Source organism: Actinomycetospora rhizophila (assembly GCF_042657905.1).
In the GTDB taxonomy this organism is placed as follows: domain Bacteria; phylum Actinomycetota; class Actinomycetes; order Mycobacteriales; family Pseudonocardiaceae; genus Actinomycetospora; species Actinomycetospora rhizophila.
In genome coordinates, this window is the sequence record NZ_JBHSKG010000017.1 from 68,985 (window position 1) to 86,642 (window position 17,658).

Consider the following 17,658-nt stretch of genomic DNA (forward strand, 5'->3'; position numbering starts at 1 on the left):
AGGCTAGGCCTGAGGGTCGGCGCCGCCCGCGCCGGAGACCTCGTCGCCGGCGCCCGTGTCCTCGGCGGGCGCGTCGTCGGAGGAGTCCGCCCGGTCGCCGGCGGGCAGCAGGCCGGCCAGGGCGGCGCCGGTGATGCGCCGGAAGGCGCGGCGGGGCCGGCGGGTGCGGTCGAGCACGGCCACCTCGAGGGCGTCGACGCCCAGCGTGCGGTCGTCGCTGCCGGCGGTGCTCCCCGAGCCCGAGGTGCTGCCGTTCGCGGACTGCAGGGCGTCGACGGCGATCCGCAGGGCGCCGCTCATGTCCAGCTCGGCGTCGTACGACGAGCGCAGGGCCGCGCTGATCGGCTCGGTGGTGCCGCCCATGACCACGAAGCGCGGCTCGTCGGAGATCGAGCCGTCGTAGGTGATGCGGAACAGCTTGTCGCGGTCCGGGGTCTCGCCGACCTCGGCGACGCAGAGCTCGACCTCGAAGGGCTTCTGCTGCTCGATGAAGCTCGCGCCGAGGATCTGGGCGTAGGCGTTGGCGAGCGAGCGCCCGGAGACGTCGCGGCGGTCGTAGGAGTAGCCGCGTACGTCGGCGAAGCGGATGCCGGCGGTGCGCAGGTTCTCGAACTCGTTGTAGCGCCCGACCGCGGCGAACCCGAGCGCGTCGTAGATCTCCGAGACCTTGCGCAGCGAGTTCGAGCGGTTCTCCGCCACGAACAGCACGCCGCCGGCGAAGGTCAGCACGACGACGCTGCGGCCCCGCGCGATGCCCTTGCGCGCGAGGTCGGAGCGGTCGCGCATCAGCTGGTCGACCGACGCGTAGAACGGCATCGTCATGGCGGGGAGCGCTCCTGGTCTCTCGTGTGCTGGTGGGTCGGTGGGCCGGTCAGCCGCCGGGGCGCTCGCGGCGCCCGGCGATGACGGCGTCGGCGACCGCGCCGACCTCGTCGTCGCCCAGCATCGTCGCGCCCTCGGCGTCGATCGTCACGACGATCGGGTTGATGCCGCGGATGGTGTCGGGGCCGCCGGTGGCGGTGTCGTCGTCGGCGGCGTCGTAGAGCGCCTCGACGAGGGCGCGGACGACGTCGTCCCGCGAGCCCTCCGGGTCGTGGCGCTTCTTCAGCGACGACTTCGCGAACAGCGAGCCGGAGCCCACGCCCGCGTAGTGGCTCTCCTCGTTGCGGCTGCCGACCACGTCGTAGGAGACGATGCGCCCGGCGCGGGCCGGGTCGGCGGCGTCGACGTCGAAGCCGACGAACAGCGGCACGAACGACAGGCCCTGCAGGGCGGCGCCCAGGTTGCCGCGCACCATGCCGGCGAGCTTGTTGGCCTTGCCGTCGAAGGTGAGCGGGACGCCCTCGATCTTCTCGTAGTGCTGCAGCTCGACGGTGAACAGCCGGACCGCCTCGACGGCCATCCCCGCCGTGCCCGCGATCCCGGCCGCCGACCAGTCGTCGGTGACGTAGACCTTCTGCATGTCGCGCGAGGAGATGAGGTTGCCCATCGTCGCGCGCCGGTCGCCCGCGATCGCGACGCCGCCGGAGAAGGTCGCGGCGACGATCGTGGTGCCGTGCACGGCCGACGTGCCGGCCTGCTCGGCGGTCACGGTGCGGGCGCCCGCCCCGGGGAGCAGGTCGGGCCGGACCTCCCGCAGGAAGTCGACGAACGAGGCCGTCCCGGCGGAGAAGTAGGCCGGGGGCAGGGCCGACGAGGGCTCCATCGGTGGGGCGCTCCTGGGGTCTGTGGGTGCGGGGTGCGTTCGGGGGATGGAACACCGCCCCCGGGACCCGGATGACCGGGCCACGGGGGCGGCGTGGTGTCTGTAGGCCGGACGGAGTACCTGACTCCGCCGGGAGGTTACTGGCCGCCCTTCTGGACGTACGCGCGGACGAAGTCCTCGGCGTTCTCCTCGAGCACGTCGTCGATCTCGTCGAGGATCGTGTCGACGTCCTCACCGAGCTTCTCGCGGCGTTCCTGGCCGGCAGCGGTGCTGTCCTCGCTGCCCTCGCCGTCGTCGCCCCCGCCCTGCCGCTGGGTCTGTTCCTGCGCCATGGCTAGCCTCCCGGGGTCTTTCCTCACAACGGGGTACTGCGCCTTCGAACCCTACAGATCGCGGGCGACATCTGCCCGGGAACTAGCCCCGCGTGAGCGCTTCGACCAGGGCCGTCGCGTCGGCCGAGTTGTCGATGAGCTCGCCGACGTGCTTGCGGGTGCCGCGCAGGGGCTCGAGGGTCGGGATGCGCACCAGCGACTCGCGCCCCAGGTCGAAGATGACCGAGTCCCAGGACGCGGCGGCCACCTCGCCGGGGTAGCGCTCGAGGCACCGGCCGCGGAAGTAGGCGCGGGTGTCCTCCGGCGGGTGGGTCACCGCGGCGCGGACCTCCTCCTCGGTGACCAGGCGCTTGATGGAGCCGCGGGTCACGAGACGGTTGTAGAGGCCCTTGGCCTGGCGCACGTCGGCGTACTGCAGGTCGATGAGGTGCAGCTTCGGCGAGTCCCAGGGCAGGTTGTCGCGCTGCTGGTAGTTCTGCAGCAGGTTGAGCTTGGCGACCCAGTCGAGGCGGTCCGCGCAGCGCAGCGGGTCGGTGCCGAGGTCGTCGAGCACCTGCTGCCAGACCTCGAGGACCTCGCGGGTCATCGGGTCGATCTCGCCGTCCCCCGACTGCTCCTCGTGCGCCCAGGCGCGCTCGAGGTAGGCGCGCTGGATGTCCAGCGCGGTCATCTTGCGGCCGTCGGAGAGGTCGACGACGGTCTTCAGCGTCGGGTCGTGGCTGATGCGGTGCACCGAGCGCACCGGCTCCAGCAGGCGCAGGTCGTCGAACCGGACGCCGGCCTCGATCATCGAGAGGACGAGCGCGGTGGTGCCGACCTTGAGGAACGTCGAGTACTCGGCGAGCGTCGCGTCGCCGATGATGACGTGCAGCCGCCGGTACTTGTCGGCGTCGGCGTGGGGCTCGTCGCGGGTGTTGATGATGCCGCGCTTGAGCGTGGTCTCCAGCCCGACCTCGACCTCGATGTAGTCCGCGCGCTGCGAGAGCTGGAAGCCCGGCTCGTCGCCCGACGGCCCGAGGCCCACCCGGCCGGCGCCCACGACCACCTGGCGCGACGCGAAGAACGGCGTGAGCCCGGTGATGATCGTCGGGAACGGGGTCTGGCGGGCGCAGAGGTAGTTCTCGTGGGAGCCGTAGCTCGCGCCCTTGTTGTCGATGTTGTTCTTGTAGAGCTGGATGCGCGGGGTGCCCGGGACGGTGGCGGCGCGCTCGGCGGCGTCCTCCATGACCCGCTCGCCCGCCTTGTCCCAGATCACCGCGTCGCGCGGCGTGGTCACCTCGGGGGCGGAGAACTCGGGGTGCGCGTGGTCGACGTAGAGGCGCGCCCCGTTGGTGAGGATGACGTTGGCGGCGCCGAGGTCGTCGAGGTCGCCCGCGTCCGGCGGCGGGCCCGCGCTCGGCCCGAGGTCGAAGCCGCGCGCGTCGCGCAGCGGCGACTCGACCTCGTAGTCCCAGCGGGCGCGCCGGGCGCGCGGGACGTCGGCGGCCGCGGCGTAGGCCAGCACGATCTGCGTCGAGGTGATCACCGGGTTCGCGGCCGGGTCGCCGGGGACGGAGATGCCGTACTCGATCTCGGTGCCCATGATGCGGCTCGCGGTCATGCCCCGACCCTAATTGCGCCCGGCCTCCTCGGCCCTCTCCGGGCGGTCATGTCGAGCTCTCGCTTCGCTTCGTCTCCCCGCGGCCACCACGCCACAGAAGGCCGAACGCCACGGCGCCGAGGAGGACCGCGCCGGCCATGGTGGCGGCCATCGGCACGGCCGAGCGGCTCCCGGCGAGCCCGACCAGCGGGGCGGTGCCCGCGCCGACGAGGAACTGCGCGGTCCCCAGCAGCGCCGACGCGCTCCCGGCGTGCTCGGGGTGGTCGGCGAGGGCGAGCGTCGTCGCGCAGGGCAGCACGAAGCCCACCCCGACGACGGTGAGCACGAGCCCGGCCAGCAGCCCCGCGAGGCCCGCGTCGAGCAGCGAGGCGGCCAGCAGCCCGCCGGTGCCGACGAGCGCGACCCCGAGCCCGACCACCATGAGGCGCTCGGGGCGGACCCGCCCCGAGCCCGCGAGACGCCCCGCGACCTGCACCGACGTCACGATCGCCACCGAGTTGACCGCGAACACCCCGGAGAACGCCTGCGGCGAGAGGCCGTAGAGGTCCTGCAGCACGAACGTCGACCCGGAGATGTAGGCGAACATCGCCGAGAACGTCAGCCCGGCGGTCAGCACGCACGCCACGACCCGCCGGTCGCCCAGCAGCACCCGGAACGACGCGAGGGTGGCCGCGGCGCTGCCCACCCGCCGGCGCGACGGCGGCAGCGACTCGCGCACCAGCCCGAGCACGGCCAGCCCGGTGAGCGCCCCGTACACCGCGAGCACGACGAACACCCCGCGCCAGCTCGTGATCCGCAGCAGCTGCCCGCCGAGCACCGGCGCGACGATCGGGGCGACGCCGGACACCAGCATGAGCGTCGCGAACGCCCGCGCCGAGGTCGTCCTGTCGCTGGTGTCGCGCACCACCGCCCGCGCGACGACGATCCCCACCGCGCCGAGCAGCCCCTGGGCCAGGCGCAGCGCGATGAGCACCTCGATGGTCGGCGCCACGGCGCACAGCACCGACGCGACCGCGAACCCGGCCGCCCCGAGCAGCATCGGCCGGCGCCGGCCCAGGACGTCCGACAGCGGCCCGGCGACCAGCTGGCCGAGCGCGAGCCCGACGAGGCACGCGGTGAGCGAGAGCTGGGTGACCGACGGCGAGGTCGCGAGGTCGGCGGACAGCGCCGGCAGGGCGGGCAGGTAGGTGTCGAGCGACAGGGGCGCGGCGGCGGTGAGCGCGCCGAGCACGACGAGACGGGCGCGGTGCGAGCGCCTCGTCGTGGTCACCTGCTCGGATCGTCCTCCACGCTCAGCCATCGCATCAGATGGTCGTGCACGTCCGGGTCGTTCAGCAGGTGGAAGTGGTGTGACGACGTCAACGGTTCGACATCGGTGACCGAGCCGCCGGCCGAGTCGACGGGCACGAGCAGGTCGCCCAGGGCGTTGGCCAGCGGCGAGTGCGCCGAGCTCGTGACGCACGCGGCGACCGCGTGGTGCGACGCGTGCGCGAGCAGCGGGACCTCGGTGTCGGACACGCCGGCGACGAGGTCGCGGATGCCGGCCGAGCGGCGGTCGAGGAACTCGCCCCACGTCCTCATCCCGGGCGCCAGCTCCGCTCCGCTTCGTGTCGCGAGCGAGCGCGACCACCGGGAGAGCTGCGTGGCGAGCTGGTCGACGCGGTGGGCCAGCGGCGCCCCGCGGTGCGGCGAGCCGAGGTAGACCATCCGGCGCACGGCGCCGACCCACGGCTGGCCGGTCTGCACGGCGTGGTGGCACGCGTGGCGCAGCACCAGCCCGCCCATCGAGTGCCCCACGAGGTCGAGGCGGCGCACCGTCTCGGGCCAGCGCGCGAACAGGTCGGTGAGCAGCAGCGAGAGCGCGGTGCCGTTGTCGGCGATGCGCTGCCCGCTGTTGTAGCGCAGCAGCAGGGGCGTCGCGCCGGTGGCCGACGCCACGCGCTCGGCGTACCCCTCCCCCGCGCTGGCCTCGCCGTAGAGCCGCCAGGCGTGCTCGGTCTCGCCCAGGCCGTGGACGAACAGCACGAGGCGGGTCAGATCGCGCTCGGGGTGGTCGGCGACGACCGCGCGCAGGGCCTCGGGGTCGGCGGGCAGCTCGCCGTGCTCGTCCTCGAGCGTGGACGTGTAGAGCGCCATCGGGACCGCGAGGTCGTTGTCGAGGGCCACCATGTGGTCGCCGACCAGGCCGTTGACCGCGCCGGTGAGCACCGCGCCGGTCGGCGTGCCCGTGATGGGGCGCCACTCGCCGGGACGGGCGAGCGCGGCCGCCGCGCCGACGCCGCGCCCCGCGAGACCCGAGATGCCGCGCACGGCGGCGTAGACGCCGGTCGTGATGCCGTCGTGCACCACCTGCACCGGCTTCGACGCGGGGCCGAGCCCGACGCGGCGCAGCGCGCCGAACACCGTGCCGGCGATCGCCTCGTGGGTGCCCTGGACCGGGCGGGACACGATGTCGACGGCCTCCGACGCGACACCGGCCGCCCCGCGGACCTCGTTGCGGTCCGGGCGGGACGGCCGGTGTGCGCTGTCGTTCATGGCCTACACGGTACCCGCAGTCACAGGTACCGGCCGGTCACAGGTACTGACCGGTGTTCGACGCGGTGTCGATCTCCTTGCCCTGCGTCGCGCCCTTGCCGGTGACGAGCGTGCGGATGTAGACGATCCGCTCGCCCTTCTTGCCCGAGATCCGGGCCCAGTCGTCGGGGTTGGTGGTGTTGGGCAGGTCCTCGGACTCGGCGAACTCGTCGACCACCGCGTCCAGCAGGTGCTGGACCCGCAGGCCCGGCTGGGAGCTCTCCAGCTGGGACTTGATGGCCGACTTCTTCGCCCGCCCGACGATGTTCTCGATGACCGCGCCGGAGTTGAAGTCCTTGAAGTACAGGACCTCCTTGTCCCCGTTGGCGTAGGTGACCTCGAGGAACCGGTTGTCGTCGGTCTCGGCGTACATCCGCTCGACGACCCGCTCGATCATGCCGTCGAGGCACGCGGCGCGGTTGTCGCCGAACTCGGCGAGGTCGTCCTCGTGCAGCGGCAGGCCGTCGATGAGGTACTTCGAGAAGATGTCCTGCGCCGCCTCGGCGTCCGGACGCTCGATCTTGATCTTCACGTCGAGCCGGCCCGGCCGCAGGATCGCGGGGTCGATCATGTCCTCGCGGTTGGAGGCGCCGATGACGATGACGTTCTCGAGCCCCTCCACACCGTCGATCTCGCTCAGGAGCTGGGGGACGATCGTCGTCTCGACGTCGCTCGACACGCCGGACCCACGGGTGCGGAAGATCGAGTCCATCTCGTCGAAGAACACGATCACCGGGGTGCCCTCGGACGCCTTCTCGCGGGCCCGCTGGAAGATCATCCGGATGTGCCGCTCGGTCTCGCCGACGAACTTGTTGAGCAGCTCCGGGCCCTTGATGTTGAGGAAGTGCGCCTTGACGTCGCGGCTGTCCTCACCACGGGTCTCGGCGACCTTCTTCGCCAGCGAGTTGGCCACGGCCTTCGCGATGAGCGTCTTGCCGCACCCGGGCGGGCCGTAGAGCAGCACGCCCTTGGGCGGGCGCAGCTGGTAGGTCCGGAACAGGTCGGCGTGCAGGAACGGCAGCTCCACCGCGTCGCGGATGGAGTCGATCTGGCGCGTGAGCCCGCCGATGTCGGTGTAGGCGACGTCGGGGACCTCCTCGAGGACGAGCTCCTCGACCTCGGCCTTCGGCACCTTCTCGTAGGCGTAGCCGACGCGGGTGTCGACCATCAGCGAGTCGCCGGGCTTCAGCTCGGGCGCGTCGCCGAGCAGCAGCGAGTCCGCGAGGTGGATCACCCGCTCCTCGTCGGCGTTGCCGATGATCAGCGCGCGGTTGCGCGTGCCGTCCTCGTCGGTGAGGACCTCGCGCAGGGCCACGACCTCGCCCACCCGCTCGTAGGTGCCGGCCTCGACGACGGTGAGCGCCTCGTTGAGCCGCAGGGTCTGGCCGCGGGTCAGCTCGGCGACCTCGACCGCCGGCGACACGGCCACCCGCATCCGGCGCCCGGAGGTGAAGACGTCGACCGTGGAGTCCTCGAACGACTCGAGGAACACGCCGTAGCTGGACGGCGGCTGCGCGAGCCGGTCGACCTCCTCGCGGAGCGCGACGAGCTGGGCGCGCGCCTCCTTGAGGGTGTCGGTCAGCTTGTCGTTCCGCTCGGACAGCTGCGACACGCGCTGCTGTGCCTCGCCGAGACGCTGTTCGAGGATGCGCGCGTGCCGAGGGGATTCGGTCAACTTGCGACGCAACAGCGCGACCTCGTCCTCGAGGAAGCGCACCTGTGCTGCCATGTCCGCCGAGCCACGGTCGTGTCGTTCGCCGCGGTCCCGACCGCTGTCTGCCCTGTCGGATCGGCCCCTGGGGTCGTCGTCGTTCGTCACGGCGCCCTCCTCCGCTACTCCGTGCCGCAAACCGTACCCGCGAATCGAGGTGTCCGTGGAGTAGCGTCCCGGTGACGGACTTCTCACGCAGACCTCTTGCGTGGCGTCACCGAGGGTGATTCCTCCAGCACCGAGCACGACCGGCGCTCACGCTGGGTCAGCCCCGGCTGGGCCGGCGCTGCACCCGCGGCGGCGTCACGCCGTCGGCGAGGCGTCGAGCGGTCAGCAGGAACGCGGTGTGGGCGATCATGCGGTGCTCCGGGCGCACCGCGAGCCCGACCGCGTGCCAGGGGCGGACCATCGTCTCCCAGGCCTGCGGCTCGGTCCAGCACGCCTGCTCGCGCAGGGCCTCGGTCAGCGTCGAGAGCTGGGTCGTCGTCGCCACGTAGCCCACCAGCACGCCGCCGGGCACCAGCGTGTCGCGCACGACGGGCAGCACCTCCCAGGGGGCGAGCATGTCGAGCACGATCCGGTCGGCGGTCTCCCCGGGGTCGTGGTCGGCGAGGTCGCCCACCCGCAGGTCCCAGTTGCCCGGGCGCTCGCCGTAGAAGCGCTCGACGTTCGCCACGGCGTGCTCGGCGTGGTCGGCGCGGATCTCGTAGGAGCGCACGTGCCCGGTGGGGCCGACGGCACGCAGCAGGCTGCACGTCAGCGCCCCCGAGCCGGCGCCGGCCTCGAGCACCCGCGCGCCCGGGAACACGTCGCCCCACATGAGGATCTGCGCGGCGTCCTTCGGGTAGATCACCTGCGCGCCGCGCGGCATCGCCAGCACGTAGTCGGGCAGCAGGGGGCGCAGCGCGAGGTAGGGGGTGTTGGCCGCGGAGTGCACGACGCTGCCCTCGGGGGCGCCGATGAGCTTGTCGTGGTCGATCGCGCCCCGGTGCGTGTGGTAGCTCTGCCCGCGCTCGAGCACGAGGCTGAAGTGCCGGCCCTTGGGGTCGGTGAGCTGCACCCGGTCGCCCGGGCGGAACGGGCCGCTGCGGACGGGCCCGCGCTCTTCCTCGAGTTCCTCGCTCTGCACGACGGTCCACCCTAGGGACCGGTGTCGAGGACAGGTCCTGTCGGGGCGCTGACCTAACCTCGGCGCCATGAGCACGGAGGTGGAGGTCGAGACGCCGCGCGCCCCCGCGCTGTCGCCGTCCCGGGCCGTCGACTTCCGCCGCTGCGCGCTGCTCTACCGCTTCCGCACGGTCGACCGCCTGCCCGAGACGCCGTCGCCGGCCGCGCTGCGGGGCACGGTGGTGCACGCCGTGCTCGAGCGCCTCCACGACCTGGAGCCCGGGGCCCGCCGGCCGGACGCGGCGCGGGCGCTCGCGCAGGACGTCCTCGCCGAGCTGGCCCCCGACGAGCGCGCGCTGCTGGGCGAGGAGCCCGGCGTCGACGCGCTGCTCGCCCGCTACTTCGCGCTCGAGGACCCGCAGGACGTGGTGTCGGAGGCCCGCGAGCTGCGGGTCGACGCCGAGCTGGACGACGGCACCCCCCTGCGCGGCCACCTCGACCGCCTCGACACCGGCCCCGGCGGGCTCACCGTCGTCGACTACAAGAGCGGGCGCTCGCCGTCGCTGCGGGCCGAGGGGCCGATGATGTTCGGGGTGCGCTTCTACGCGCTGCTGCTGGCCCGCAGCCGCGGGGTGGTCCCGACGCTGCGGCTGCTGCACCTCGCCGACACCACGAGCCTCACGCTGCGCCCCCGGGCCGACGAGCTCGAGCGGTTCGCGGGCGTGCTCCGCGCGGTGTGGGCGGCGATCCTGCGCGCGGCGCCCACCGGCGACTTCCGCCCGAACCCCGGCCCCGGATGCGCCTTCTGCGCCTTCAAGCCGCACTGCCCCGCCTGGGACGGCACGCCCCCGCCCTACCCCGGCTGGCCCGGCCGGTCCGACGGTGCCGTGGCACCGCCGCTCCCCCACCCGCGGGCGGGCGGGACGGGCTGACCGCCGCTCAGCAGCCCGGCGGCGCCCCGCCCGTGCCGTCGGGGAACGGCAGCGCGCACGCCACCCGGCGCGGGGAGCCGAGCGGGCCGCCGCCGGGGGTCTCGCGGGCGCTGTTGGTCACGACCGACAGCGAGGTGAACAGCCGCACCATCTGCCGCGAGTCGATGTTCGGGATCTCCGGCTCCGCCCCGGCCTGCGCGTTGAGGGCGTTGGTGTCCTCGCCGCCGGTCTCGTCGACGACGTAGGCGCCGTAGTCGCGCAGCGCCTCGGCGATCTTGCGGGTGTCCTTCTCGGTGATCCAGCTCAGGTCGGTGTCGGGCGCGAGGGCGAGCAGCGTGCCCATGTTGACGTTCGGGTCGGCGCCCCGGTACTGGTCCCGCCACGCGGCGTCGGCCTTCATGGCCGGCCAGCGGAAGCCGTCGAGGGCCGTGCTGCAGCTCAGCTGGCAGTTGAGGTTGATCTTGAGTGCGTGCCGGAGCGGGTCGGGCCCGGACATCTCGCCGACGCGGATGGTGCCGCCGATCCCGGAGAGGTTCGACCCGCCGTGGCAGCCCAGCACGCCGTCGCCGCGCAGCGGGACCGGCGGGTAGGTGTAGTTCCACGACGGCGTGCCCCCGGGGTCGAGCTTGAGGGGCTGGCCGGCCACGACGGTCTCGGCGTCCGGGGTGTCGGCGAGGAACGTCGAGCAGTTGTTGTACGACCCGTCGGCGGACAGGCGCGGGTCGACGCGCACCCGGGGCGAGCCGTTGTCCGAGTCGAGGTCGCGGACCGGCGCGGCCGGGTCGACGCTGATGTTCTCGATGTCGAGGTAGACGTCCCGCGCCCGCGTGTCGAACCGCGCGTACTGCGCCGAGCCCGCCAGCGGCAGGTTCCAGATGGAGTCCCACGCGAAGGGATGAGCGCGCAGATCGCGCGAGGGTCCTCGATAGGGTTCGGGTGCCGCGGCGGTCGGGGACCGCGTCGCGACCACCACGCCCGTGACGGTGATCGCCGCGATCAGCACCGCCAGCAGGACCCGGAGCCTCGATCCCGTCATCGGCCCCGACCCTAGCCGGGACCGTCGCGCCCGCTCGGCCTACCCCGCCCCGCCCCAGGAGAGGTATGACTGCGTCCGTCACCGAGCCGTTCTTCCGCTTCCTGTCGCAGGACGACCCCCAGCGGGTCCTCGCGACCGGCTCGACCGCCGGCCCCTGGTTCCCCGACGCCCAGCACATGGGCCCGCCGAGCGCGCTGCTGGTGCGGGCGCTGGAGCGGTGCGCGCCGCGGGACGAGGTGCTGCTCTCGCGGGTGACCGTCGAGGTGCTGGGCCGGGTGCCCCTGGGCGAGCTGACGGTCCGCGCGTGGGTCGAGCGGCCCGGGCGCACGATCGAGCTCGTGGTCGCGGAGCTGGCCGCGGCGGGCCGGGCGGTGGCGCGGGCGACGGGGTGGCGGCTCGCCGTCACCGACACGGGCGCGGCCGCCACCGACGCGGGCCCGCCGATGCCGGGGCCCGAGGAGGGCTCCATGATCCCCACCCCGCGGGGCTGGCTGCCCGGCTACCTCGACGCGGTGGACTGGCGCTGGCTCTCCGGGCACCTCGGCGAGTCCGGCCCCGGGCGGGCGTGGGGGCGCCTGCGGGTGCCGGTGGTCGAGGGCGAGGAGCCGACCCCGTGGCAGTGCCTCGCCGCGGTCGCGGACTCCACCAACGGCGCCGCGGCTCGCCTGGACCTCAACGACTGGCTCTTCGTCAACACCGACCTGACCCTGCACGTGCACCGCGCCCCGCGCGGGGCGTGGGTCGGGCTCGATGCCGACAGCGTCATCGGCCCGGAGGGGCTGGGCACGGCGTTCGCGGTGCTGCACGACGAGCACGGCCCGGTGGGGCGGGCCGCGCAGGCGCTGACGGTGCGGCCCCGCTGACGGAGCTCAGTGTCCGTTCGGCTGGCCGATGGCGCGGCAGGACTGCAGCGACGAGGTGACGATGCCGGTGGCGCCGAGGTCGGCGAGCTCGTCCATCGTGTCGTTGACGCGCTTGCGCTCGACCATCGAGCGGACCGCGACGAACTTCTCGTTCGACAGCGGCGCGACGGTCGGCGACTCGATGCCCGGCGTCAGCTCGACGGCGCGGTCGAGCAGGCCGACCGGGCAGTCGTAGTCGAGCATCACGTAACGGCGGGCGTAGACCACGCCGCGCAGCCGCTCGACGAACCGGGACTTCTCGCGCTGGGTGTCGGGGGCGTCCGGCGCCTGGTCGAACTTGGCGTTCCGGTCGATGATCACCGCCTGGGACTCGGTGATCGGCTCGCCCAGGGTCACCAGGCCGTGCTGGGCCAGGGTGCGCCCGGAGCTCACGACGTCGGCGATGGCGTCGGCCACCCCGAGCTCGATCGAGATCTCGACCGCGCCGTCGAGGCGGATGACGTCCTTGGCCGCGATCCGCTGCTGCGCGAGGTTCGCCCGCACCAGCCGGGGGTAGGACGTGGCGATCCGCTTGCCGGCCAGGTCCTGGATGCTCCACTCGTTGCGCAGCGGCGCGGCGTAGCGGAACTTCGAGTGCCCGAAGCCGAGCTGGAGCAGCTGGTTCACCGAGGCGCTGGACTCCTCGGTGAGGTCGTGGCCGGTGATCCCGAGGTGCAGCTGGCCCTCGGAGACGTAGGTCGCGATGTCCTTCGGGCGCAGGTAGAAGAACGTGACCGCGTTCGCCTCGTCGTGCAGGCTCAGATCGCGGCTGTCCGCCCGTTGCCGGTAGCCGGCGTCGCGCAGCATCGTCGACGCCTCCTCGGCCAGGGATCCCTTGTTGGGAACGGCGACGCGGAGCATGGGTCCTTCTCCTCCTGACACCCGCGGGTGTCGACTACAGGTGCTTGTAGACCTCGTCGAGGGACAGGCCGCGTCCGAGCATGATGACCTGGACGCGGTAGAGCAGCTGGGAGATCTCCTCGGCCAGCTTGTCGTCGGTCTCGTACTCGGCCGCGATCCACACCTCGCCGGCCTCCTCGAGCACCTTCTTGCCCTGGGCGTGGACCCCGGCATCCAGAGCGGCCACGGTCCCCGACCCCTCGGGCCGGTCCCGGGTCTTGACGGTCAGCTCCTCGAAGAGCTCGTCGAACGTCTTCACGTCGAGCCATCGTCGCACGGGGCCGGAACTGGTCGCACACCACGGGATGTCCCCACTGTCCCGGCTCCCCTCGCCCGACCTGCTCCCGGTGCGCCCTCCGGGCTCCCGGACGCGCCGAACGGACGGTCGGGCGGGAGGACTCGCCCACGGGTGGGTCCGGCATCCCCCGTTCCGCCGACGGGTGCCCCGCGCTCAGTGCGCGTCGGCCCGCGTCCGGTGGTCGTCGCGCGCGGCGGCGTCGCCCAGCAGCACCATGCGGAGCTCGTCCACGGTCAGCCCGACGAGGCCCTCGCGCAGCACGCGACGCTCCCCCGGCGGGACGGCCACCTCGGAGGGCACCACGAGGACGGTGGCCCCGGCCGCGACGGCCGAGCGCGTCCCGGTCGGCGAGTCCTCGACCGCCACGCACGCCGTGACGTCGACGCCGAGCAGCTCGGCGGCCCGCCGGTAGGGCGCCGGGTCGGGCTTGGTCGCCGGCACCTCGTCGCCGCACACCGTGACGTCGAAGAACCCGCGCCCGATGGTGTCGAGCGCGACGTCGGTCAGCTCGCGGTAGGTGCTGGTGACCAGCGCCGTCGCCAGCCCCGCGTCCCGGACCGCCGCCAGTGCCTCCCGGGCACCGGGGCGCCATGGGAGGTCGTCGGCGAACAGGACCTTGGTGCGCTCGAGCAACCAGCGCCCGTCGGCGTGCACCGCCGCCTCGTCCGCGGGGTCGAGCCCGACCTCGGCACGCACCGTCGACACCGAGCGCCGCAGCGACGAGCCCACGAGGTCCTCGCGGGTCGCCGCCGACAGCGTGCCGCCCAGGTGGGCGGCGAGATCGGCCAGGGACACGTCCCACAGCCGCTCGGAGTCGACCAGCGTGCCGTCCATGTCCCACAGGACGGCTTCCAACTCCACCGGCAGCTCCTCGAGGTGATCAGCTGGACGCGGCGCCGCACGTCGACACGTCACGCGACGAAGGAGCGTGAGGGGTGGAACCGGCTTGCCGCGAGGCTAAGCATTGAAGTACTTGGCCTCCGGGTGGTGCACGACGAGCGCGTCCGTGGACTGCTCGGGGTGCAGCTGGTCCTCCTCGGAGAGCTCGACGCCGATGCGGCTCGGGTCGAGCAGGTCCACGATCTTCACGCGGTCCTCGACGTTCGGGCACGCGCCGTAGCCCAGCGAGAAGCGGGCGCCGCGGTAGCCGAGCTTGAAGTACTCGTGGACGTCGGCGGGGTCCTGGTCGGCCATCGTCGAGCCGTCGGCGAACGTCAGCTCCTCGCGCACCCGCCGGTGCCAGTACTCGGCGAGCGCCTCGGTGAGCTGCACGCCGAGGCCGTGGACCTCGAGGTAGTCGCGGTAGGAGTTGTCCGCGAAGAGCTTGTTGGCGAAGTCGGCGATGGGCTGTCCCATCGTCACCAGGTTCATCGGCATGACGTCGACGCCGCCGAGCTCGCGGGCCTCGTCACGGGTGCGGAAGAAGTCCGCGAGGCACAGGCGCCGGTCGCGCTTCTGGCGCGGGAACGCGAAGCGGTGCAGCTCGCCGGCGTCCGGCTTGGCCTCGTCGAGGACGACGACCTCCTGGCCCTCGGAGATCACCGGGAAATAGCCGGTGACCAGCGCGGCGTGGTTGGTGATGCCCTCGGACTGCAGCCGGTCGAGCCAGTAGCGCAGCCGCGGCCGGCCCTCGGTCTCGACGAGCTCGTCGTACGAGGGGCCCTCGTCGCCCTTCTGGCCGCGCAGGCCCCACTGCCCGAAGAAGGTGGCGCGCTCGTCGAGCAGCGCCGAGAAGTCCTGCAGGCGCAGGCCGCGCACGACCCGCGTGCCCCAGAACGGCGGGGTCGGGACCTCGATGCGCCGCGCGACGTCGGAGATGGCGTCGGGGTCGAACGCGTCGGGCTCGCCGCCGGACTCGGCCTCGCGCTTGGCCTTGATGCGCTCGGAGCGCTCGCGGCGCTCCTTGCGCTCGGCCATCTTCTCCTTCTCCTCGTCCGACGGGCCCTCGCCCGTCATGACCGAGTCCATGAGCTTGAGGCCCTCGAACGCGTCCTTCGCGTACCGGACGTCGCCCTGGTAGATGTCGCCGAGGTCGTTCTCGACGTACGAGCGGGTGAGCGCCGCGCCGCCGAGCAGCACCGGGTACTGGTCGGCCACCCCGCGGTCGTTCATCTCCTGCAGGTTGTCCTTCATGACCACGGTGGACTTCACCAGCAGCCCGGACATGCCGATCGCGTCGACCTTGTTCTCCTCGGCGGCCTCGAGGATCGCGTTGATCGGCTGCTTGATGCCGATGTTCACCACGTCGTAGCCGTTGTTCGACAGGATGATGTCGACGAGGTTCTTGCCGATGTCGTGGACGTCGCCCTTGACCGTCGCCAGCAGGATCTTGCCCTTGCCGGAGTTGTCGGTCGCCTCCATGTGCGGCTCGAGGTGCGCCACGGCGGCCTTCATGACCTCGGCCGAGGCCAGCACGAACGGCAGCTGCATCTTGCCGGCGCCGAAGAGGTCGCCGACGACCTTCATGCCACCGAGCAGGTCGGTGTTGATGATCTCGAGCGGGTCCTTCTCCTGCATGCCGGCGTCGAGGTCCTCCTCGAGGCCGTTGCGGTCGCCGTCGATGATCCGCTGCGCGAGGCGCTCGAAGAGCGGCATCGCGGCGAGCTTCTCCGCGCGCTCGTCCTTGGCCGACTGCGCCGACACGCCCTCGAAGAGGTTCATGAAGTGCTGCAGCGGGTCGTGCTTCTCGCGGCGGTCGTAGACCAGGTCGAGCGCGGCCTCGCGCTGCTCCTCGTCGATCTGCGAGAACGGCAGGATCTTGCTGGCGTTGAGGATCGCGGTGTCGAGCCCGGCCTCGGTGCACTCGTTGAGGAACACCGAGTTCAGCACCTGGCGCGCCGCCGGGTTGAGGCCGAACGAGATGTTCGAGAGCCCCAGCGTGGTCTGGACCTGCGGGTACTTCTCCTTGAGCTGCTTGATCGCGTTGATCGTCTCGATGCCGTCGCGGCGGACCTCCTCCTGGCCGGTGGAGATCGGGAAGGTCAGGCAGTCGATGATGATGTCCTCGACCCGCATGCCCCAGTTCTCGGTGAGGTCCTCGATGAGGCGGAAGGCCACGCGGGTCTTCCACTCCGCGGTGCGGGCCTGGCCCTCCTCGTCGATGCACAGGCCGACGACCGCGGCGCCGTGCTCGTGCACCAGCCGCATGATCTTCTGGAACCGCGAGTCCGGCCCGTCGCCGTCCTCGTAGTTCACCGAGTTGATCGCCGAGCGCCCGCCGAGCTGCTCCAGGCCGGCCTCGAGCACCTCGGGCTCGGTGGAGTCGAGCACCACCGGCAGCGTCGAGGCCGTCGAGACGTCGTGGGCGAGGCGGTCCATGTCGGCGACGCCGTCGCGCCCGACGTAGTCGATGCAGAGGTCCATCCAGTGCGCGCCCTCGCGGGTCTGCGCCTTGGCGATCTCCACGCACTTCTCGTAGTCGTCCTCGACCATCGACTCGCGGAACGCCTTCGAGCCGTTGGCGTTGGAGCGCTCACCGATCATGAGCAGGCCGGTCTCCTGCCGGAACGGCACGGAGTGGTACATCGACGAGATGCCCGGCTCGGGCTGCGGGTCACGCTCGGTGGGCGTGAGGTCCTTGCACTTCTCGGCGAGCGCGCGCACGTGGTCGTTCGTGGTGCCGCAGCAGCCGCCGACGAGCTGGAGCCCGTAGTCGGTGATGAAGGAGGCGCAGTAGTCGGCGAGCTCGTCCGGGGACAGCGGGTACTCGGGGCCGTTCGGGCCGAGCTCGGGCAGGCCGGCGTTGGGCATGACGCTGACCGGGATGCGGCTCTGGCGGCTCAGGGCGCGCAGGTGCTCGCTCATCTCGGCCGGGCCGGTGGCGCAGTTCAGGCCGATGCCGTCGATGCCCAGGGGCTCGAGCGCGGTGAGCGCCGCCGTGATCTCGGAACCGACCAGCATCGTGCCGGTGAGCTCGACGGTGACGTGGCAGATGACCGGGACGCGCTTGCCGTACTGGTCCATCGCGCGGTAGGCCCCGAGGATCGCGGCCTTGGACTGCAGGAGGTCCTGGCAGGTCTCGACGAGGATCGCGTCGGCGCCGCCCTCGAGCTGGCCGAGCACCGACTCGATGTAGGCGTCGCGCAGCTGGGCGAACGGCGCGTGCCCGAGGGTGGGCAGCTTGGTGCCGGGGCCGTTGGAGCCGAACACGAACCGCGGGCGGTCGGGGGTGGAGTACTCGTCGGCGGCCTGGCGCGCGATCTTCGTGCCCTCGAGGGCGAGCTCGCGGATGCGGTCCGGGATGTCGTACTCGTTCAGGTTCGGCCAGTTCGTGCCGAACGTGTTCGTCTCGATGACGTCGGCGCCGGCCTCGAGGTGGCCCTGGTGCACGGCGAGCACGGCGTCGGGGCGCGAGACGTTGAGGATCTCGTTGCAGCCCTCGAGCTGCTCGAAATCGTCGAGCGAGAGGTCCTGATCCTGCAGCGCGGTTCCCATGGCACCATCGCCGATGAGGACCCGGGAATGCAGAGCGGACAGGAATGCAGACTCACTCGAAGTAGTCATCGAACGATCGTAACGTGATCGAGGAGCAGTGCCAGGCGCACTGCGAGCCTCGTCACGA

15 protein-coding genes are annotated in these 17,658 nt (G+C 72.5%); 2 read left to right on the forward strand and 13 right to left on the reverse strand.

The genetic code is table 11. The annotated features are described in order from the left end of the window. Positions 1–3: 3 nt before the first annotated feature. The 8 genes from prcA to ACFPK1_RS25590 form a co-directional block, all read right to left on the reverse strand. A complete protein-coding gene (prcA, locus tag ACFPK1_RS25555) occupies positions 4–822 on the reverse strand; it encodes a proteasome subunit alpha (RefSeq protein ID WP_378023769.1) in 819 nt (272 codons plus the stop codon). Positions 823–871: 49 nt separating this feature from the next. After that, the gene (gene prcB / locus ACFPK1_RS25560) at positions 872–1,705 is read right to left on the reverse strand and encodes a proteasome subunit beta (RefSeq protein ID WP_378023770.1); all 834 of its coding nucleotides are present in this window, start codon (positions 1,703–1,705) and stop codon (positions 872–874) included. A 137-nt stretch (positions 1,706–1,842) separates the two neighbouring features. Next, positions 1,843–2,037, reverse strand: coding sequence for a ubiquitin-like protein Pup (locus ACFPK1_RS25565; RefSeq protein WP_337698589.1), 195 nt, complete (start codon positions 2,035–2,037; stop codon positions 1,843–1,845). 82 nt (positions 2,038–2,119) lie between these two features. Then, positions 2,120–3,637, reverse strand: coding sequence for a depupylase/deamidase Dop (gene dop, locus ACFPK1_RS25570; protein ID WP_378023771.1), 1,518 nt, complete (start codon positions 3,635–3,637; stop codon positions 2,120–2,122). A gap of 46 nt (positions 3,638–3,683) precedes the next feature. After that, complete coding sequence (locus tag ACFPK1_RS25575) at positions 3,684–4,907, reverse strand: multidrug effflux MFS transporter (protein WP_378023772.1); 1,224 nt, start codon at positions 4,905–4,907, stop codon at positions 3,684–3,686. After that, entirely contained in the window at positions 4,904–6,172 is a 1,269-nt protein-coding gene (locus ACFPK1_RS25580; protein WP_378023773.1) for an esterase/lipase family protein, read from the reverse strand. Before ACFPK1_RS25580 ends, ACFPK1_RS25575 begins: the two co-directional genes overlap by 4 nt. 37 nt (positions 6,173–6,209) lie before the next feature. Beyond that, the gene (gene arc, locus ACFPK1_RS25585; protein WP_378023774.1) at positions 6,210–8,030 is read right to left on the reverse strand and encodes a proteasome ATPase; all 1,821 of its coding nucleotides are present in this window, start codon (positions 8,028–8,030) and stop codon (positions 6,210–6,212) included. Positions 8,031–8,187: 157 nt separating this feature from the next. Continuing rightward, the gene (locus ACFPK1_RS25590; RefSeq protein WP_378023775.1) at positions 8,188–9,051 is read right to left on the reverse strand and encodes a tRNA (adenine-N1)-methyltransferase; all 864 of its coding nucleotides are present in this window, start codon (positions 9,049–9,051) and stop codon (positions 8,188–8,190) included. A gap of 67 nt (positions 9,052–9,118) precedes the next feature. On the opposite strand from ACFPK1_RS25590, the gene ACFPK1_RS25595 reads away from it, so the two are divergent. Beyond that, positions 9,119–9,961, forward strand: coding sequence for a RecB family exonuclease (locus ACFPK1_RS25595; RefSeq protein ID WP_378023776.1), 843 nt, complete (start codon positions 9,119–9,121; stop codon positions 9,959–9,961). Positions 9,962–9,968: 7 nt separating this feature from the next. Here ACFPK1_RS25595 and ACFPK1_RS25600 read toward each other — a convergent pair whose 3' ends face one another. After that, complete coding sequence (locus ACFPK1_RS25600) at positions 9,969–10,997, reverse strand: hypothetical protein (protein ID WP_378023777.1); 1,029 nt, start codon at positions 10,995–10,997, stop codon at positions 9,969–9,971. A 65-nt stretch (positions 10,998–11,062) separates the two neighbouring features. Between ACFPK1_RS25600 and ACFPK1_RS25605 the strand changes: the two genes are divergently transcribed. After that, on the forward strand, positions 11,063–11,860 hold the full coding sequence (locus ACFPK1_RS25605; protein ID WP_378023778.1) for a thioesterase family protein: 798 nt from the start codon (positions 11,063–11,065) through the stop codon (positions 11,858–11,860). Between the two features lie 6 nt (positions 11,861–11,866). Here the strand turns inward: ACFPK1_RS25605 and hisG are convergent, their stop codons facing one another. The 4 genes from hisG to metH all read right to left on the reverse strand — a co-directional run bounded on the left by hisG (position 11,867) and on the right by metH (position 17,600). Continuing rightward, the gene (hisG, locus tag ACFPK1_RS25610; RefSeq protein ID WP_378023779.1) at positions 11,867–12,760 is read right to left on the reverse strand and encodes an ATP phosphoribosyltransferase; all 894 of its coding nucleotides are present in this window, start codon (positions 12,758–12,760) and stop codon (positions 11,867–11,869) included. 34 nt (positions 12,761–12,794) lie between these two features. Beyond that, positions 12,795–13,058 carry a phosphoribosyl-ATP diphosphatase gene (locus ACFPK1_RS25615; protein WP_378023780.1) on the reverse strand — a complete coding sequence of 88 codons (264 nt, stop codon included), beginning with the start codon at positions 13,056–13,058 and terminating at the stop codon, positions 12,795–12,797. Positions 13,059–13,250: 192 nt separating this feature from the next. After that, positions 13,251–13,958: an HAD family hydrolase gene (locus ACFPK1_RS25620; RefSeq protein WP_378023781.1), complete on the reverse strand. Its 708-nt coding sequence runs from the start codon at positions 13,956–13,958 to the stop codon at positions 13,251–13,253. A gap of 96 nt (positions 13,959–14,054) precedes the next feature. After that, positions 14,055–17,600, reverse strand: coding sequence for a methionine synthase (gene metH, locus ACFPK1_RS25625; RefSeq protein ID WP_378023782.1), 3,546 nt, complete (start codon positions 17,598–17,600; stop codon positions 14,055–14,057). Between the last annotated feature and the right edge of the window lie 58 nt (positions 17,601–17,658).

Coding starts and splice junctions, on each gene's coding strand:
- prcA (WP_378023769.1), bottom strand. CDS start 822: ATGACGATGCCGTTCTACGCGTCGGTCGACCAGCTGATGCGCGACCGC.
- prcB (WP_378023770.1), bottom strand. CDS start 1,705: ATGGAGCCCTCGTCGGCCCTGCCCCCGGCCTACTTCTCCGCCGGGACG.
- ACFPK1_RS25565 (WP_337698589.1), bottom strand. CDS start 2,037: ATGGCGCAGGAACAGACCCAGCGGCAGGGCGGGGGCGACGACGGCGAG.
- dop (WP_378023771.1), bottom strand. CDS start 3,637: ATGACCGCGAGCCGCATCATGGGCACCGAGATCGAGTACGGCATCTCC.
- ACFPK1_RS25580 (WP_378023773.1), bottom strand. CDS start 6,172: ATGAACGACAGCGCACACCGGCCGTCCCGCCCGGACCGCAACGAGGTC.
- ACFPK1_RS25595 (WP_378023776.1), top strand. CDS start 9,119: ATGAGCACGGAGGTGGAGGTCGAGACGCCGCGCGCCCCCGCGCTGTCG.
- ACFPK1_RS25600 (WP_378023777.1), bottom strand. CDS start 10,997: ATGACGGGATCGAGGCTCCGGGTCCTGCTGGCGGTGCTGATCGCGGCG.
- ACFPK1_RS25605 (WP_378023778.1), top strand. CDS start 11,063: ATGACTGCGTCCGTCACCGAGCCGTTCTTCCGCTTCCTGTCGCAGGAC.
- hisG (WP_378023779.1), bottom strand. CDS start 12,760: ATGCTCCGCGTCGCCGTTCCCAACAAGGGATCCCTGGCCGAGGAGGCG.
- metH (WP_378023782.1), bottom strand. CDS start 17,600: ATGACTACTTCGAGTGAGTCTGCATTCCTGTCCGCTCTGCATTCCCGG.